This window comes from Clostridiales bacterium FE2011, assembly GCA_017569305.1.
In the GTDB taxonomy this organism is placed as follows: Bacteria; Bacillota; Clostridia; order Christensenellales; family Aristaeellaceae; genus Aristaeella.
The window spans coordinates 1,311,847-1,328,588 of record CP069418.1; the positions used below are offsets into that span (position 1 = coordinate 1,311,847).

At 53.3% G+C, this 16,742-nt stretch carries 16 protein-coding genes; 7 read left to right on the forward strand and 9 right to left on the reverse strand.

Translation table 11 applies throughout. The features are described from left to right. Positions 1–77: 77 nt before the first annotated feature. The 4 genes from JRC49_06115 to JRC49_06130 form a co-directional block, all read right to left on the reverse strand. Entirely contained in the window at positions 78–923 is an 846-nt protein-coding gene (locus tag JRC49_06115; protein QTE72385.1) for a hypothetical protein, read from the reverse strand. A 116-nt stretch (positions 924–1,039) separates the two neighbouring features. Further along, positions 1,040–1,552, reverse strand: a complete 513-nt coding sequence (locus JRC49_06120; GenBank protein ID QTE72386.1) for a sigma-70 family RNA polymerase sigma factor — start codon at positions 1,550–1,552, stop codon at positions 1,040–1,042. Positions 1,553–1,633: 81 nt separating this feature from the next. Continuing rightward, on the reverse strand, positions 1,634–2,602 hold the full coding sequence (locus tag JRC49_06125) for a hypothetical protein (protein ID QTE72387.1): 969 nt from the start codon (positions 2,600–2,602) through the stop codon (positions 1,634–1,636). Positions 2,603–2,650: 48 nt separating this feature from the next. After that, on the reverse strand, positions 2,651–3,637 hold the full coding sequence (locus JRC49_06130) for a hypothetical protein (protein ID QTE72388.1): 987 nt from the start codon (positions 3,635–3,637) through the stop codon (positions 2,651–2,653). Between the two features lie 331 nt (positions 3,638–3,968). Here JRC49_06130 and JRC49_06135 point away from each other — a divergent pair, with 331 nt between their 5' ends. The 4 genes from JRC49_06135 (at position 3,969) to JRC49_06150 (ending at position 7,286) form a co-directional block, all read left to right on the forward strand. Beyond that, positions 3,969–4,445, forward strand: a complete 477-nt coding sequence (locus tag JRC49_06135; protein QTE72389.1) for an RNA polymerase sigma factor — start codon at positions 3,969–3,971, stop codon at positions 4,443–4,445. Between the two features lie 3 nt (positions 4,446–4,448). Further along, positions 4,449–5,576 (forward strand): hypothetical protein, encoded by a 1,128-nt coding sequence (locus JRC49_06140; GenBank protein ID QTE72390.1) that lies wholly within the window; start codon positions 4,449–4,451, stop codon positions 5,574–5,576. Between the two features lie 263 nt (positions 5,577–5,839). Beyond that, a complete protein-coding gene (locus JRC49_06145; protein ID QTE72813.1) occupies positions 5,840–6,310 on the forward strand; it encodes a sigma-70 family RNA polymerase sigma factor in 471 nt (156 codons plus the stop codon). Further along, positions 6,297–7,286, forward strand: a complete 990-nt coding sequence (locus JRC49_06150) for a hypothetical protein (protein ID QTE72391.1) — start codon at positions 6,297–6,299, stop codon at positions 7,284–7,286. Before JRC49_06145 ends, JRC49_06150 begins: the two co-directional genes overlap by 14 nt. A 172-nt stretch (positions 7,287–7,458) precedes the next feature. On the opposite strand, the gene JRC49_06155 is transcribed toward JRC49_06150, so the two are convergent. The 4 genes from JRC49_06155 to JRC49_06170 form a co-directional block, all read right to left on the reverse strand. Beyond that, positions 7,459–8,064 (reverse strand): class I SAM-dependent methyltransferase, encoded by a 606-nt coding sequence (locus JRC49_06155; protein ID QTE72392.1) that lies wholly within the window; start codon positions 8,062–8,064, stop codon positions 7,459–7,461. Next, positions 8,061–8,783: an rRNA pseudouridine synthase gene (locus JRC49_06160; GenBank protein ID QTE72393.1), complete on the reverse strand. Its 723-nt coding sequence runs from the start codon at positions 8,781–8,783 to the stop codon at positions 8,061–8,063. The genes JRC49_06155 and JRC49_06160 overlap by 4 nt, the downstream gene beginning before the upstream one ends. 10 nt (positions 8,784–8,793) lie before the next feature. Next, positions 8,794–9,615, reverse strand: coding sequence for a hypothetical protein (locus JRC49_06165; GenBank protein QTE72394.1), 822 nt, complete (start codon positions 9,613–9,615; stop codon positions 8,794–8,796). A 129-nt stretch (positions 9,616–9,744) separates the two neighbouring features. Continuing rightward, on the reverse strand, positions 9,745–10,254 hold the full coding sequence (locus JRC49_06170) for a hypothetical protein (GenBank protein QTE72395.1): 510 nt from the start codon (positions 10,252–10,254) through the stop codon (positions 9,745–9,747). Positions 10,255–10,431: 177 nt separating this feature from the next. On the opposite strand from JRC49_06170, the gene JRC49_06175 reads away from it, so the two are divergent. Together JRC49_06175 and JRC49_06180 are read left to right on the forward strand one after the other, a co-directional pair. Beyond that, complete coding sequence (locus JRC49_06175; protein ID QTE72396.1) at positions 10,432–11,184, forward strand: response regulator transcription factor; 753 nt, start codon at positions 10,432–10,434, stop codon at positions 11,182–11,184. Then, positions 11,181–12,488 carry a sensor histidine kinase gene (locus tag JRC49_06180; protein ID QTE72397.1) on the forward strand — a complete coding sequence of 436 codons (1,308 nt, stop codon included), beginning with the start codon at positions 11,181–11,183 and terminating at the stop codon, positions 12,486–12,488. The genes JRC49_06175 and JRC49_06180 overlap by 4 nt, the downstream gene beginning before the upstream one ends. A gap of 182 nt (positions 12,489–12,670) precedes the next feature. On the opposite strand, the gene JRC49_06185 is transcribed toward JRC49_06180, so the two are convergent. After that, positions 12,671–14,683 carry an aconitate hydratase gene (locus tag JRC49_06185; GenBank protein ID QTE72398.1) on the reverse strand — a complete coding sequence of 671 codons (2,013 nt, stop codon included), beginning with the start codon at positions 14,681–14,683 and terminating at the stop codon, positions 12,671–12,673. A 206-nt stretch (positions 14,684–14,889) separates the two neighbouring features. On the opposite strand from JRC49_06185, the gene JRC49_06190 reads away from it, so the two are divergent. Next, positions 14,890–16,716, forward strand: a complete 1,827-nt coding sequence (locus JRC49_06190) for an alanine--tRNA ligase (protein ID QTE72814.1) — start codon at positions 14,890–14,892, stop codon at positions 16,714–16,716. The last annotated feature ends 26 nt before the right edge of the window (positions 16,717–16,742 follow it).

A 16,742-nucleotide genomic window follows, 5' to 3' on the forward strand; every position in this document is an offset into this window, starting at 1 on the left:
CCCAGGGCAAATACAACCTAATTGTATAGCGGATACCGCATTTGCGGTATCCGCTTCATTTTTATAAAAGTTTTCTGTTATTTTTTCGGATGGATCACAAACTCCGCAGATCCGGGAATCCCGCTGGTATGCAGTTTACCGCCCATACCATCGGCATATTCCACAACCTTATAGGTCAACAGGCAGGAAAGTGTATCCCGGCTGATCAGCTTGTCAAAATCATCCTTCCGGTCAGGATATGTTTTTTCAAAATCCCTTCTGAGCCAATCCAGGTCATATTCCGCCCAGAAATAAACGTCTCCTTCCGTGGTCCGGTACGTATCCCAGCTGCCGTACATGGGAAGCTTCACCGTTCCTTCCCCGGCTTCACCGGAATCAAGAATCAGATCTGTTGTTCCCTCCCAGTCAATCAGAAGAAGCTGCTTGCTGTTGTCATCCATCATGTCAGCTACCGGACCAAAGCCGGGAATATGTCCATAGCCCTGCGACATGCCCAGGTCCACGTCAGTCCGCCACAGCCAGTGCATGGAGCGATCCTCGCCATCCTCAGTCGTTTCAATGGAACTGCTCTCATCAACAGATGCCCCGTCCTCATCCAGATTCAGCATGCTGTGGAGTTCAAAATGCTCCGGTTCCTTCGGTGTGGCTTTAAAGGAAAAGGTCATCACATTCGCTTCCAGTGCCCAGGATACATCCTGTACAGCAATCTGCACCAGGCTGTGCTCGCCCGGATGCTGTTCGGGATTTTCCGTCATATTCGCCATAACGGCATTGTATACTTCGGGATTGTTATCCCTTTCGGGGCTGTTCCGGTTATTCCAGTACCAGTCCTGGTTGTAGATAATCCCGGCCGCAATCGCAGCAATCGCAATAAAGAGTAAAACAAATACCAGAATCATAGAGGTAGTAATTTTCTTAACCACAGGTTCTTCTCCTTTCGCATTTGCAAGAACCCGCTGCGTAAGCCATGGATCTTCCTTTACATATGAAAGGGAGTTCCCAACTGCCTTTTGTACTCTTTCCTGTTCTTCATGCAAGGTCATGCTTTATCACTTCCTTCCATAGCAAACCGCAGTTTCCGTCTTGCACGGTTTAGTCTGCTGCCCACAGCCTGTCGGGAGATCCCCAGCATGTCGGCAGCCTCGTCATATGTCATTCCCTGCAGCCAGCAGATCAGGGCTGTCTCCCGCAGTTTAACGGGAAGATTCATGATCGCGGTTGTCAGTTCATCGTCGTACTCATCCGCCGGAGCGGGACGTTCAGCAATCATATCCAGTGTCACTGAACGGTCCATATGTCTGAACCATCCGGACCTGTACATATTCTTGCAGGTATTGATCGCAATCCGGGTCAGCCAGGTCTTTTCAGACGCGTCATTCCTGAAGCTGTCCAGATTCCGGTATGCTTTGATAAATGTTTCCTGTACCGCATCCTTCGCCTGCTCCTCATCATGCAGGTACATAATGCACAAACGCAGCAGCGGGAGCTGGTATTGGGTTACCATATGTTCAATTCGTGTTTCCTTGCTGTCAGGGCCCTTGACAGTTTCCACGGCAGCCTCACCACCTTTCACTTATTAGACACAGCGATATCCCTAAAACGCAACATGCATTTTTATTTTTTCCATACTGCGTTACCATACCGGTTCGCCCGTCCAGGCGTCATAGGTTATCTGGTAATGATAAGTATATGAATCACGGTTGTTATTCGCAGGCATATAGCGATCAAAGATATAGGTCCATGCCGGATACGCGTTCTGTCGTGCGTCAACCATCATTACAAACTGTACCTGCTTCAGGGTAAAGGTCGAACCGGCGTTTTCTCCCGTACAGAACCTGTCCATAATTCTTTCTTTATCTGCCTCAAGGATTGATTCCCAGTCTCTGATCGGTATCGTGTCATCCAGGCACTCAATTATTTTGACAGGATTCCGGATAATCGCCATTCCCAGTTTTCCGTCCCGGGTCATCGTCAGGAACGCGCCGGGAGTGGCATCCCCGTTTCCGCCGCCGTTTGAGTAGCGCGTCCATCCGATGGTCGTATTGCAAGGAATACCGTCAAGGGTAAGCCGTGCTGCAATTCTGATCAGTTCTGCGTCCCTGCCCTCTTTTCCCATGGGAGCAACCACATAGAACGGATATTCATAAGGGAGCCCAAGTTCATCCAGGAATGCCCTGGCCGTCATATCCGCAATGCGCAGGCTTTCATCTGTTTCATCCAGCGGTGTATGTAGCGCATCTTCATAACACCAGAAAGGCCCGTATAAACCGTTTTCCTCGCACCAGATCAGTCCGAAATCCGGATTCAGGCTGCTGCTGATCTCAAATTGCCATGATTCTCCCTTTTGCGGAGCAGGACGATACTTGTCCAGCACTTCCTTGATTTCTTTCCGTTTAAATCTTACCCGTTCCACCTTTATCTGGGGCACAGTCGCAGGCGGCTCAGCCGGCGCATCCACATCAATATCTATGTATGATTCACCCAGGGTTGCAATCCGTTTGCTGATGTGTGTTTCTGCGCCTGCAGTTATTATGCAGCCGCAGACAAGCTGAATTGTCAGACCGATCAATAAAGCAGACCAAATGCGAATTTTCCAGGACACTTTCTCTCTCTCCTTTAGCATTCATTTCAACTTTCTGGGAACTCTTAATCATTCAATGCATCGCCACACTTCTTGTCCCGTTCCGGCGTTATAGGTCAGTAGTAAGTCGTATGAAAAAGGACCCGAACTGTTTGGATCCGCAGGTACATAGCAGTCAAAATAATAAGCCCATGCAGGATAAGCTATTTGATGGGCGTCAACCATCAGCACAAATTCAACCTGTTTCAGCGTCAGAGTTGCCCCAGCATCTTCTCTGGTGCCAAACTGTTCCATGATCAATCCCTTATTATCCTCAAGAACAGCATTCCAACTCTTGATCATTGTTTGGTCTTCCTTAGTTTTGATTACCTTCACAGGGTTTCTGATAATAGCCGTTGCCAATTCACCATTTTCAGTCACAATGAAAAAAGCTCCCGGCGTAGGATCTCCATCCCCCATGCTATTAGAATCACGCGTCCATCCGATCGTTGTATTACAGGGCATCCCATCAATGGTAAGCCTGGCTACAATTTCTATTAACCGCACATCGCCTGCATTCTCCTCCATCGGGGCAACATAATAAAATGGATACTCATAGACGAGTCCCAATTCATCTAGGAATGCCTTGACTGTTGCATCAGCCCTACACTGGCCTTCGTCTGTTTCATCCATCAGAATATGCGGTGCATATAGATCAACAGCTATACTGTCATAAGCACCAGATTCCTCACAGAAATACAATTCATAATCAGGATTCAGTTTGCTTCCGATCTCACAAACCCATTCTTCTCCCGTTTGAGGAGCAATACTGTACTTTTTGATTAATTCTCTGATTTTGGTTTTATCAAAACAGATTCGTTCCAGTTTCATCCGGGGCACTGTTGCGGGCGGTTCAGCCGGCACATCCATATCAATATCCATGTATGATTCGCCCAGCGTAGCAATCCGTTTGCTGATATGTTCCTCCGCCCTGGCGCTCACGATACAGAACGCAAAAACCAGCATCACGCAAAGAAGCAGTGATGCCCGGCAGTGCATTCTTTTGTACCATTTCATCTGTTATTCCCTCCAACAATATCCTGCATCTATATAGACAACGAATCTCCCGTCATTTGAAACATGCATTTATGTATTTCAATTGTTTTTTCATCTGCCGTGTCCAGCCCAAACCGGATACCGCAAATGACGGTATCCGGTTTGGGCTTTTGAATAACAATATCAAAGCACATTTCCGCCTGTTATTGATGTAAGTTCCGCGCAGGCGGAACGCCGGTAATTCTTCTTTCGTTATCTATCCGGAACAAAAACTTTTTGAAAAATCGAACCTTTTCCCCGGTGAATGTGTCTATAGGGTGTATCGGCCGATACAGGAAAGGAAAGGGCGCCCATGACTGAATTTGAATTCGAGCAGCAGGTAACCGCACTTACCCAGAAGATGTACCGGGTATCCGCCAGCCTGCTGCACAGCCCCCAGGACCGGCAGGATGCCGTGCAGGAATGCGTATGGAAAGCCTGGCGCAAGCTCCCGCAGCTGCGCGATGAAAGCCTTTTTAACGCATGGATCATGCGCATCCTCGTCAACGAATGCAAACGCCTGTGCCGCTCACATTGGCGTGAAGTAACCGTGGAAGAGATTGAGATCGAACAACCGGATGACGTCGACACCCGCCTGCGGGATGAAGCGCTTCACAGTGCTGTGATGCAGCTTCCCGAAAAGCTGCGGCTCGCCGTTACACTCTACTATATCGACGGCTTTTCCCTGCGTGAAACCGCGCATATACTTCACTGCCCCGAGGGCACTGTCAAACAGCGATTGCATCGGGCGAGAACCACATTACGCGTTCTGCTGGAAGAGGAGGTGTGAAGGATGAAAGAATTGAATTGGAAAGACTGCTTTGAGCCTGCACCGGAAGCCTTCGAGCGCTCCGTTCAGCGCGCGCTGCAGACAAAAACGGAGGAACATCAAATGAAACGCATCATTCCGCGATCCGTAATAATCGCTTTTGCCCTGATTCTTGTCCTGATGGCCACAGCCCTTGCCTTCGGCGGGGACATCCTGAACTTCCTGCACGCTAAAGACATTGGTGAAGTACAGATTCAGAAACCGGATGTGAAAGTCGATTATGCCAAAACCGGAATTCTGAAAGAGATCCGGGTAGATGAGGCTGTGTGCGACGGTCGCTCCGTTCATATGCTGGTTACCTGTACTGCTGATCCTGAAAAAGGCTCCCTGCTCTGGGGATTTGACTGGGATAAAGATCTGAGTACCCTGCCTTTCGCCGCCGAACGTGCGGCAGCCCCGCAGGTGTATGTCCTCAATCCCTCCCAGATGGTTGTTGAAACCGGCGGACAGCGGTATGAAATGATGGAAAACCTGGTCAAGCGCTATGATTCAGCTTGCTCCATTTCTATGGATATTACTTTCTTTATTGATGAGATGGAACTTGGCGATTCCATGACAATCTCCGCTGGATTCTCGCTTGATGAATTCGTTCTGAATGATGATTTTATCATGCCTGTTGCTGAAACGGTACCCTACAATGTGACTCTGCCCGTCCAGATTGCCAAAGCCCGTATCTATGAAGCAACCAACCTGCCGATCAAATTGGAAAACTACAAGGTTCTTTCCGCACGGATCACCCGTACAGATATGGGCAGCTACTTTGAAATTGAAGTGGAAGATGATTATGATCCGGAAGAATATGAAAACTCCATGGTAGAGGATGAGGAAGGCTGTTCAGTTCCTTCCATCACCCTGCCGCTCCACGGCAGTCCCTGGTTCCACGTGTTGGATCAGGAAGGCAAAGAGCTTCCCTGCATGACAAATGAATGGAAGAATCTGGATAGATTCAGCGATGCTGAAGAATGGATGCATCTGCTGATCAGGGAAATGATTCCTATAACTCAGATTGGCAGTAGTTACACCATCCAGCCGCGGGATTCCGGCACAGGAGAACTCTTTACCCCTTATACCCTGGAGTTTGTGGAACGCTGAATCATTCACAAATAAAGGCACTCAAAGCCTCATGTTGTTTATTAAACATGAGGCTATTTTTTTAATATCACAAAAAAGGCAAAAGAATACAACAAAGCCATCCCGGAAGCTGATACACTTCTGTTTCGTTGGGTATAATGCTTTTGAAAAAAGATTCAGGAAAAAATGCAGCTTTATCGTCCTGCCTCGTCTAATAGGTGAAAGGAGTTGGTACTGTGTCCCAGGGAATCCAGGAAAGCAGCCGCTTTGAAATCGAGCGGCTGATGGAACAGTACGGCAGCAGCCTATTGAGAATGTGCGCTCTCTATCTGAAGGACGCGGATCTTGCGCAGGACGCTGTGCAGGAAACATTCATCAGGGCATACCGGCATTCAGACAATTATCGCGGAGAGAGTTCAGAAAAGACATGGCTGACAGCCATCGCAATCAACGTCAGCCGTGACATGCTGAAATCCGCCTGGTTCCGCCACCACAGCCGGTCAACAGATATCGACACGCTGCCCGAACAGCCTGCTGTTTTTGAGTTTCCGGATAACACAGTATTGACCGAGGTCATGCATCTGCCTGCAAAGTACCGGGAAGTGATCCTTCTCCGGTATTACGAAGGACTCAAACTGAAGGAAGTCGCAAGCGCGCTGGGATTATCCGACGGCAGGGTCCGGTCCCGATTGAATAAAGCGAATGAACTTTTACGGGACAGGTTAAAGGAGTGGTATTACAATGAAGAACAATGAATTTCAGGAGCTCGTTGACCAGAACCTTTCCGGGCTCGTATGGGACGAGCGGAAGCGCCAAAGGGTGCTTCATGCTCTCAACGAGGAGGAAAAGCCTGTGAAGAAGTTTTCCACTACATTTATTCTGATCGCCGCGATTGTCTGCCTGAGCGTAACCGCACTGGCCGCCGGACTGATCTTTTCCCCTAAATATGATGCGGTTCGCATCTCCAATCAGGCTATGGAAGACCAGTATGGTATCACCCCGGATTTGCTCAGTCTGTTCTGGCGTGACGTAAAAGAGAACGAAGACGGAACAACCACCGTTGTTTACAGCACTACCAATGATGTTGGACCCGTATCCAGAATCGGTGAATATACTGTGATGGTCGATGGACCCAAAGCAACGGTAAGCTGGTCCAATGAAGGCAAAGATACTTCCGGCGGTCTGTCCGCCGAAGCCTATGGCCCCGATCAGCTGCATATAATCTCCTATGATTATGGAAATGCAATGCAGCAGCTCATGGAACTGGGAATCATCCCCAGCCCTGATTACTCACCCAATCCCCGCCTGGCAGACGGACAGATTGACGATGAGGAGTGGACAGAAGAGGACCAGGCGGAATGGGAACATGCCTTGGCAGAAGTGGAAGAAGATGAAAAGCAGCGCCTTGCGGAAATTGCAGAAGCTGAAAGCCGTGGGAAGATCACAGTGGAACAGGCCGCGGATGTCGGAAAAGAAGCCATCATCCAGGAATATACGCTGACAAAAGAACAGGCCGACAAGCTTGAATATCAACCGGATATGATTTATGCGTCATATGAGAATGATGAACCGCTGATCAATCTCTGTTACTGCCTGTGGCAGAAAGAGGGTGCCACTTTCTCTGGGGATAATTTTACGGAGAAAGATGGTCAGTATTGGGTAACGATTAATCTGTTAACGGGAGTTATTGAAGACCTGGTTTATGACTCCGGTCTGGCTGGCAATGGCTGATCCTTCCGTTCAACCGAAAAGGCCTTCATGTTTTACCAACATGAGGGCCTTTTCAGTATTCATTCTTCATTTTACATTCTTCATTTGAGCAGCTGTCCAAATCTATGATTTGGGTAACAGCTGCCATGCTACAGCTGTCAAAGTTCCGGAGACACTGTCGAACGGAACTTTGTTAACAGCGATCGCAATTCATTGCTTTAAGCACCCAGAATCCCGCTGATTTATCCAGCTTCTCCACACTGTCATACAATGTCTGCAGGTACTTCATACAGCTTTCCGCGCCCTGCTGTTTCCTGATCACCAGATACAGCGCGCCGCCGGGGTTCAGGCTCTTCGCCGCGTCCGCGAACATCTTGTAGATCACCTGTTTCCCTGCCCGGATCGGCGGGTTGGTCACCACTGCGTCAAAGGTCTGCCCTTCCACGGCCGCCATACCGTCGCTTTCAATACAGGTAACCTCAACCCGGTTCCGCTTCGCGTTCTCTCGGCTCAGGTCCAGCGCCCTCGTGTTCACGTCCGCCATGGTCACCCGGGTTTCCGGCCATTTTCGCGCAATCGAAATCCCGATCACGCCCCAGCCGCAGCCCAGGTCCAGGACATCACCCTTCATTTCTTCCGGCAGCGCCTCCAGCAGCAGCCGCGTACCGGTATCCACTTCTCCCTTGGAGAATACTCCCGCATCCGTCTGGAAGCTCAGCGGAATCCCCCGGTAGGTATACTCACACCCTACCGGTCTCGATTCGCTCTGCGGCACCCGGGTATAATAATGATCGTTCATACTTCCCCCATGCCTGCGGCCTGCCGCAGGGCTTTCAGCTCCTCGTCTGTCAGTTCCCGCCATTGTCCTTCCGCCAGTTCCGGATCCAGTTCCAGCGGACCGAAAGCACAGCGGTGCAGTTCCAGCACTTCATGCCCCACCGCGGAGAACATCCGTTTCACCTGGTGGAACTTTCCTTCGGAGATAATCACCTCCGCCACGGACGGTCTCAGGATCGTCAGCTTCGCGGGCTGGGCGGTGAAATCTCCCAGATCCATCCCGGAAGCAAAGGTTTCAATATCCTTCTCTTCCAGTTCGCCTTCCACCAGCGCCCTGTAGCGCTTGTCCACATGGCGTCCCGGGCTCAGCAGCCGGTGGTTCAGTTCCCCGTCGCAGGTCAGCACCAGCAGTCCGGTAGTGTCCTTGTCCAGCCTGCCCACCGGCATGCATCCAATGCTCCGGTACACCGGCGGCAGCAGGTCCATCACCGTAGGCTGCTTGGCGTCCCGCGCCGCGGTCAGCAGCCCGGCAGGCTTGTGCAGCATCACATGGCGGACGACCCGTCCGTCCAGTGCTTTGCCGTTCAGCGTCAGGCTGTCCTGTTCCGTCTCAAAAGAAAGGGCGGGATCCCGGATGACCCGCCCATTCACCGCGGCCTGTCCGCCGCGGATCCATTGTTTAACCTCACTGCGGCTGCCGACGGAAAGCGTAGCCAGCCAGCGGTCCAGCCTCATTTTCATGATACCGGTATTACTCCTTCTCCAGTCCGTTCACAAACGCCGCGGGAATCAGGGAACGCAGCGGCAGCAGCGGAATAGTCAGTACTCCGCCCACAGCCAGGATAATCAGGGACACCTTGGTGGAGGGCAGGCTGACCGTCTTCATCACCAGACCGTTCAGGTCCTGCAGCACCGGCAGGTAGCGGATGATCACCGCAACAATCGCAATAATGATCGGCAGCAAGGTAATCAGTGAGCACAGCCAGCACAGGACGATCTTCCCGTGATGGCCGCGCAGCATCTTCGGATTGTTCCGGATAAACGCGTGCCGGTCTCCGCTGTGGAAAGCGCAGCCAAAGGCCACCAGGAGTACCGCGCCGACAAAAATGGCAATCAGGTACAGAACGCCGGTCATCAGTTCCCCGCCGCCGAAGTCCTTAATCCCCCGCAGCAGGGTAAACCCGTCCATATCCCCGGAATAATGAATCTTGGCGATCACCAGGCAGGCAATCAGCGGCACGCTCCAGAACAACAGCATCAGCATCCGCTTCAGTCCGTATGCCAGCTTCTTTCCATATTCGGAGGGATCAATCAGCCGGATGCTGAACAAGCTCCCACCTCTCAGGGCATCCCGCATGGCTGAGGCCGCGTTCACCCGTCCCCAGAAAACCAGCAGCATCCAGAACGGAACAGCCAGCAGGGCAAACACCATCAGGCTGCTGTCCGTCAGGAACAGCAGCGGCGTCAGGGCCGCCAGGGTAATGCAGGCCTCCACGATCAGGAATTTGACCGTGTTTCCGAAATGCTCCTTGTATGCCCGAAACGCGTCTTTCAACGCTGCGGAAATCGTCATTCAGGTGATCCCTCCTGTCTGTCTTTTCCCGTGTATTATACCGGTTTTGCGGTTTCATTGCAATGAAAACAGGATGCACCGTATATGCGGTGCATCCTGTCATAATCAGGTATATGGGATTTGCCTTGCTCAGCAGCCCTGGATGGAGCTCAGGATGATGCCGACCATCTGAGCAAATCCTTCGTTGGACACAGGACCACAGGCCACTTCCAGGATATAACCCATCTCGGTGGTGAAGGCCACGACGCCGGTGTCCTTATCCTTGATCGCGTAGCTCAGGGCGGGCAGGCCGTTCACGGTACCGGCTTCGATGTCGGAAACTTCGCTGTCTTCCTTCAGCTGAGCTTCATATTCTTCCAGGCTCATACCTTCCATATTCACGTACTGAACAGCAACAGCAGCACTCTGGTCTTCGGTCATGTAGTAGCCGATGTAGCCGCTTTCACGGTCTTCATCGCTCAGTTCAACGGCCTGCAGCACTTCGGGGATCCAGATTTTCACGCTGATTTCATCAAAGGTCTTGAATTCACCGGCGATCTGGGAAGCAGCTTCTTCCACGGAAGCCCAGGTCAGCTCATTCGCGAACGCGACAGAGCACAGCATGCAGAGTGCCAGGATCAGTACAACCAGCTTTTTCATTTTGTTTTCCTCTTTCCTTCGGGACCTCGTCCCTTTTTTCGAGCCTTACAGCTCACACAACGGCAAAAATCATACAAAAATCGCTTTCTGAAATCAATAAAAATGGGACGAGTGGCAAAAATCTGGGACGAGTGGTATACTGTCTCCCGTGTGTTTATCGGAGAAGGAGGAAACGGAATGCACATTGCGCTCACAGATGACAGGCCGGATGCCCTGGCAAAACTGTCGGAAACCCTGAATGAATACGCCGACAGGAACGGTCTTCATTTTGACCTGCATACATATTCCGGCGGTGAGGAGCTTCTGGAAGCTCTCTCCTCACAGCATTTTTCTCTTATCTTCCTGGACGTCTACATGAATGGAATCTCAGGGATTGAAACCGCCGCCAGAATCCGCGAAATAGACGAGGAGGTCTGCCTGGTTTTCCTGACCACCAGCAATGAGCATCAGGCCGAGGCCATCCACTGGCACGTCTATGACTATATCAACAAGGACGAAGGACCTGAGGCCGTTTTCCGGGTCATGGACCGTCTGCTTCGCGGACATATCCGTGATACGTTCCCGACCCTCCGGTTTACCGCCGGCAAAACGGAAATCAGTCTCCCCTACAGTGACCTGGTCTGTCTTACGGCGGACCGGAACTACCTGGTTATTCACAGCCGCCAGAAAAAAGAATACCGTACCCGGATGACGCTTTCTTCCGTCTGGTCCAAGCTGGAGCAGGATGGCCGCTTCCTCCAGGTCCTCCGCGGAGTCATCGTCAATATGGACTATATCACTGATATTGCCGACAACACCTGCTGCCTGCAGGGAGATCTCCGACTTCCCGTCAGCGTCCGGAACCGCGCCACAATTGAGCAGCTCTGGACCGACTATACTTTTTCCAGGATTCGCCGTGAAAGCATGGCGGAAGGAGGAATCCGCCCGTGATTGCAGCCCTGCTCTCCTTTGTCATGGTACTCCCGGCCCAGGTTCTGTGCCTCCTGCCTATGCGCCATCAGCTGAAGCCCGGCCAGAAGAAAACCGTCGCCATCCTGGCAGTACTGAACGCGTTCCTTCTTCCCATGGCCGCCTTCGTCACGATCCAGTTCTCGCTGGATATCAACTATGTTCTTTTTCCGATGCTGCTGGTCTTTTTTGTGGTCTATCAGCATATCCTGAAGTGTCCTATCAGCAAGACCCTGGCTGTATTCCTGTCTGTTTCCGCCCTGATGGCCATTCTCTGCAATCTCACCTGTGCCATCGAGGCCTCTTTCGATCCTGCCTCCGGCGCCAATACCCTCAGCCTGAAGTCGGCCCTGATCCAATTGGGTGTCAACACTGTCGCCTTGGGGATCCTTTTCTTCCCGTTCTTCCGTCACGGCAGCCGGCTCATCGACGAACTGAAACTGGAAAAGATCTGGTATATGACTCTGCCCTTTTCCGGTGTCATGATCATCTGCAATTTGTTCATCCGTCCACTGAAATATGAGACCCTTTTTGTCAACAACGTTTTTCGTTCTTTCCTGTTTTCCATTTTTACCTTCCTTATCCTGTGGAATATGCTCTGTGTCATCTATTACCAGATCGTCATGGGCGCCCTGAATGCTTCCCGTACCCGGGAGCGGATGAGAATGCTGGAAATGCAGGAAAGTCAGTTCGAGTCCCAGCAGCAGTACATGGAATCCTTCGCCCGCACCCGCCATGACTTCCGCCAGAATATCCTGACGATGAAGAACCTTTATCACGAAGGAAACTATGAACAGCTGGGCCAGTATATTGATGAATATTATGACGCGCTTCCCATTCCGGAAACCCGCCATTACTGTTCAAACCGTGCTCTCAATGCCCTGCTGAACTATTATGCGGGCAAGGCAAAGGAAAATGCTATCCCGATTTCCTTCCGCATTGATATCCCGCAGAAGACTTCCGTCTCGGATGTGGACCTGTGCACCATCATCGGCAACATCCTGGAGAATGCCGTCGCGGCCTCCCTGGAGATTCCCGCCGAAAAACGCAGCCTGCTGCTTTCCGGCCTGGTACAGAATAACCGGCTGTATATCGTGGCCACCAATTCCTTCAACGGCTTGGTCAAAGAGCGTAACGGCAAATATCTGTCCCGCCGCCATAGCGGCAGCGGCATCGGTCTGAAGTCCATCCGGACCTCCGCCGAGAAATATCACGGCAAAGCGGAGTTCTCCCATGACGGCTGTGAATTCCACAGCGACGTCATGCTCCTTCTCCAGCCGGCATAATCTACTGAATAAAAAACACGGACAGGAAATTCTCCCGTCCGTGTTTTTTATTTGCTTAAAGTATCCATCACATTCGACGAAGTCGAATATTTCATGTGGCGAAGCCACATTTCACACGGCGAAGCCGTATTTCACATGAGCCTTCAGGCTCATATTTCATTTAACCCTTAAACGTCTCCGCATTAAGCATTGGATCTGATGTAGTTGATCAGTCCGCCGGAGAGGATCATGCCCTTCTGGCGCTCGGTCAGCGGCATCTTCACGGCGTAGGTCTCGCCCTTGGTCTCGTTCTTCAGCACCAGGGTTTCCTCGCCCGCTTCGATCTTTTCCCGGACGCCCGGCAGGCTCAGGGTATCGCCCTGGTCGATCCGGTCATAGTCCTTCTCGTCCGCGAAGGTCAGGGGCAGGATGCCGTTGTTGATCAGGTTCGCCTGGTGAATGCGGGCAAAGCTCTTGGCCGCCACGGCACGGATGCCCAGGTACAGCGGTACCAGTGCGGCGTGCTCACGGCTGGAGCCCTGGCCGTAGTTGGCGCCGGCTACCAGAATACCGCCCTTTTCTTCCTTGGCCCGTGCCGGGAAGGTTTCGTCCACAGGAGTCAGGCAGAAATCAGCCAGGTGCGGAATGTTGCTGCGGAAGGGCAGCAGTTTCGCGTTGCTGGGCATGATATGGTCTGTGGTGATGTTGTCTTCCATCTTCAGCAAGACCTTGCCGCTGACGTCATTCTCCAGGTCGTGTCCCAGCGGGAAGGGCTTGATGTTCGGGCCGCGAACCACGTCCACAGTATCCTCCTGGCCTTCCGCCACCGGCGGGATCACCAGGTTGTCGTTTACTTCAAACTGCTTCGGCTGTTCCACCGTCAGGTCCAGGTCCAGCGTCCGGGGATCGGTCAGCACGCCGGTCAGGGCGGTTACCGCCGCGGTTTCGCAGCTGGTCAGGTAGATGCCCGCGGAGGCAGTCCCGCTGCGGGCGTAGAAGTTCCGGTTGTTGGTCCGCACGGAGACCGCGTTGGTCTTCGGGCTCTGACCCATGCCGATGCAGGGGCCGCAGGCGCTCTCCAGGATCCGGGCACCGGCACCGAGCATATCCGCCAGCGCGCCGTTGCGGGCCAGCATGGTCAGCACCTGTTTGGATCCGGGTCCGATCACCAGGCTCACGTCCGGATGCACGGTCTTGCCCTTCAGGATCCGGGCCACCCGCATCATATCCTGATAGCTGGAGTTGGTGCAGCTGCCGATGAACACCTGGTCCACCTTGATCGGTCCGATGTTCTTCACGGTGTCCACGTTGTCCGGCATATGGGGCTGAGCCACCAGGGGCTCCAGGGTATTCAGGTCGATATCCACGATATCATCATATTCAGCATCCGCGTCCGCAGCCAGTTCCCGGAAATCCGCTTCCCGGCCCTGGGCCTTCAGGAAGGCGCGGGTCACTTCGTCACTGGGGAATACGGAGGTGGTGGCGCCCAGCTCCGCGCCCATGTTCGCGATGGTGGCGCGTTCCGGTACCGTCAGGGTCTTCACACCCTCGCCGATGTATTCCATTACCTTGCCCACGCCGCCCTTCACGGTCAGCCGGCGGAGCACCTCCAGGATGATATCCTTGGCGGCCACACCGTAGGGCAGGCTGCCGCTCAGGCGGATACCGACCACCTTCGGGTAGGTCAGGTAGTAGGCGCCGCCGCCCATGGCCACCGCCACGTCCAGGCCGCCCGCGCCGATGGCCAGCATGCCGATGCCGCCGCCGGTGGGGGTGTGGCTGTCGCTGCCCAGCAGGGTCAGTCCCGGTACGCCGAAGCGTTCCAGGTGCACCTGGTGGCAGATGCCGTTGCCGGGCTTGGAGCAGAAGATGCCGTGCTTCTTTGTTACGCTCTGGATGTACTGGTGGTCATCCGCGTTTTCAAAGCCGGTCTGCAGGGTATTGTGGTCAATATAGGCTACGCTCTTCATGGTTCTGACCCGGCCGATACCCATAGCCTCAAACTGCAGGTAAGCCATGGTTCCCGTGGAGTCCTGCGTCAGGGTCTGGTCAATCCGGATGGAGACCTCTTCGCCTGCCGCGGGTTTTCCGCTAACCAGGTGGGCATTCAGAATCTTCTGAGTTAAATTCATACCATTCCTCCGAAAAAAATAACCAGCCACGGCGCTCTGCCGGAGATGCGGCTGAGCTCTCCGCAACTGTGTTGTTGTTACCATACCATTATCTGCCAGAAACGGTGAAAGTCAACGGATTGAGCACGAAAGAACACAGGAAAAGCAGCCTTGCAAACCGATCCCCTGTTTGCTATAATATTGAAGTTATCGCGCACGTCACGGCGCTCATGCCCGGAAAGGCTGCAGCCCGTGTGGGAAAACGGTTGTATTCTTCATCACCAAAAGGAGAGTTGGGAGTTATGAAAGGAATCACGTCCAAGGAACTGAGAAATGCCTGGATCCGTTTCTATGAAGAACGGGGACATATCAATATCGGAGCCGTCTCGCTGATCGGCGACGGGACCACCGGCGTCATGTTCAACGTGGCTGGCATGCAGCCCCTGATGCCTTATCTGCTGGGCAAGGAGCATCCGTCCGGAAAGAAGCGCCTGTGCAACGTGCAGGGCTGCGTCCGTACGGTGGATATTGAAAGCGTCGGCGACCCCACCCACTTCACCTTCTTTGAGATGATGGGCAACTGGTCCCTGGGCGATTATTTCAAACAGGAAAAAACCCAGTGGAGCTACGACCTGCTGACCAAGGTTTTCGGCCTGGACAGCAAGGAAATCTGCTCCACCGTGTTTGAAGGCAATGACGCCGCTCCCCGGGATGATGAAACCGCAGATCTGCTGAAGAAGGTCGGCATCCTGCCGGAGCACATCTTCTACCTGCCCAAGAGCGATAACTGGTGGGAGCTGGAAGGCACCACCGGCACCCCCTGCGGTCCCGACAACGAGTGGTTCTACCCCCGTCACAACAAGCCCTGCGGCCCGAACTGCGGGCCGGCCTGCGGCTGCGGACGGTATGTCGAGATCGGTAATGACGTTTACATGCAGTACGTCAAGAACGCCGACGGCTATTCTCCCCTGGCGAACAAGAACGTGGATACCGGCTTCGGTCTCGACCGTATGCTGGCCTTCCTGAACGGCGTGACCGACGGCTACAAGACCGACCTGTTCATCCCGGTCATCAAGCACCTGGAAGAAAAGTCCGGCAAGAGCTACGATGATGATCCGGAAGCCCAGAAGGCTATGCGCATCATCGCGGACCATATCCGCACCTCCACCATGCTCATCGGCGATGTGAAGGGCATCCTGCCCTCCAACGTGGGCGCCGGTTACATCCTGCGCCGCCTGCTCCGCCGCGCCATCCGCTACACCCGCCAGCTGGGTCTGGAATCCTCCGTCCTGGCTGAGGTCAGCCGGATCTTCATTGAGCAGATTTACGATGAAGCCTATCCGCTGCTGGTGGAAAAGAAAGACTATATCCTGGACGAAATCATGAAGGAAGCCGCCCGCTTCGAAGCGACCCTGGCCACCGGCATGAAGGAGTTCACCAAGTGCATCACCGGCATCCGCCGCAAGAACGAGTTCATGGCCCAGAAGGATCCGTCCTACAAGCCGGAAACCGAAATCAGCGGCAAGCAGGCCTTCCGTCTCTACGACACCTACGGTTTCCCGCTGGAACTGACCGAAGAACTGGCTGCCGAGGAAGGCCTCACCGTGGACGCCAACGGCTTCGCCGAAGCGTTCAAGGAGCACCAGGCCATCAGTAAGCAGGAAGGCGCCGCCAAGGGCGGTCTGACCGAGCGGAACGAAGAAACCGCCAAGCTGCACACCGCCACCCACCTGCTGCAGGCTGCCCTGCGCAAGGTTCTGGGTGATGAAGTTGCCCAGAAGGGTTCCAACATCACCACCGAGCGTCTCCGTTTCGACTTCTCCTTCAGCCGGAAGATGACCCCTGAAGAAATCGCCGAAGTGGAACGCCTGGTCAATGTGGCCATCGATGCCAAAGTGCCGGTCGTCATGGAAGAGATGACCGTGCAGGAAGCCAAGGAAAAGGGCGCTATCGGCCTGTTCGAGAGCAAGTACGGCGAGAAGGTCAAGACCTACAAGATGGGCGAGTATTCCTTCGAAATCTGCGGTGGTCCCCACGCTGCCAACACCGGCGACCTGGGCTCCTTCAAGATCCGCAAGGAAGAATCCTCTTCCGCCGGCGTCCGCCGCATCAAGGCCACGATTGCCCCGAAAGAATAATTCATAATTCACAATTCATAATTCAT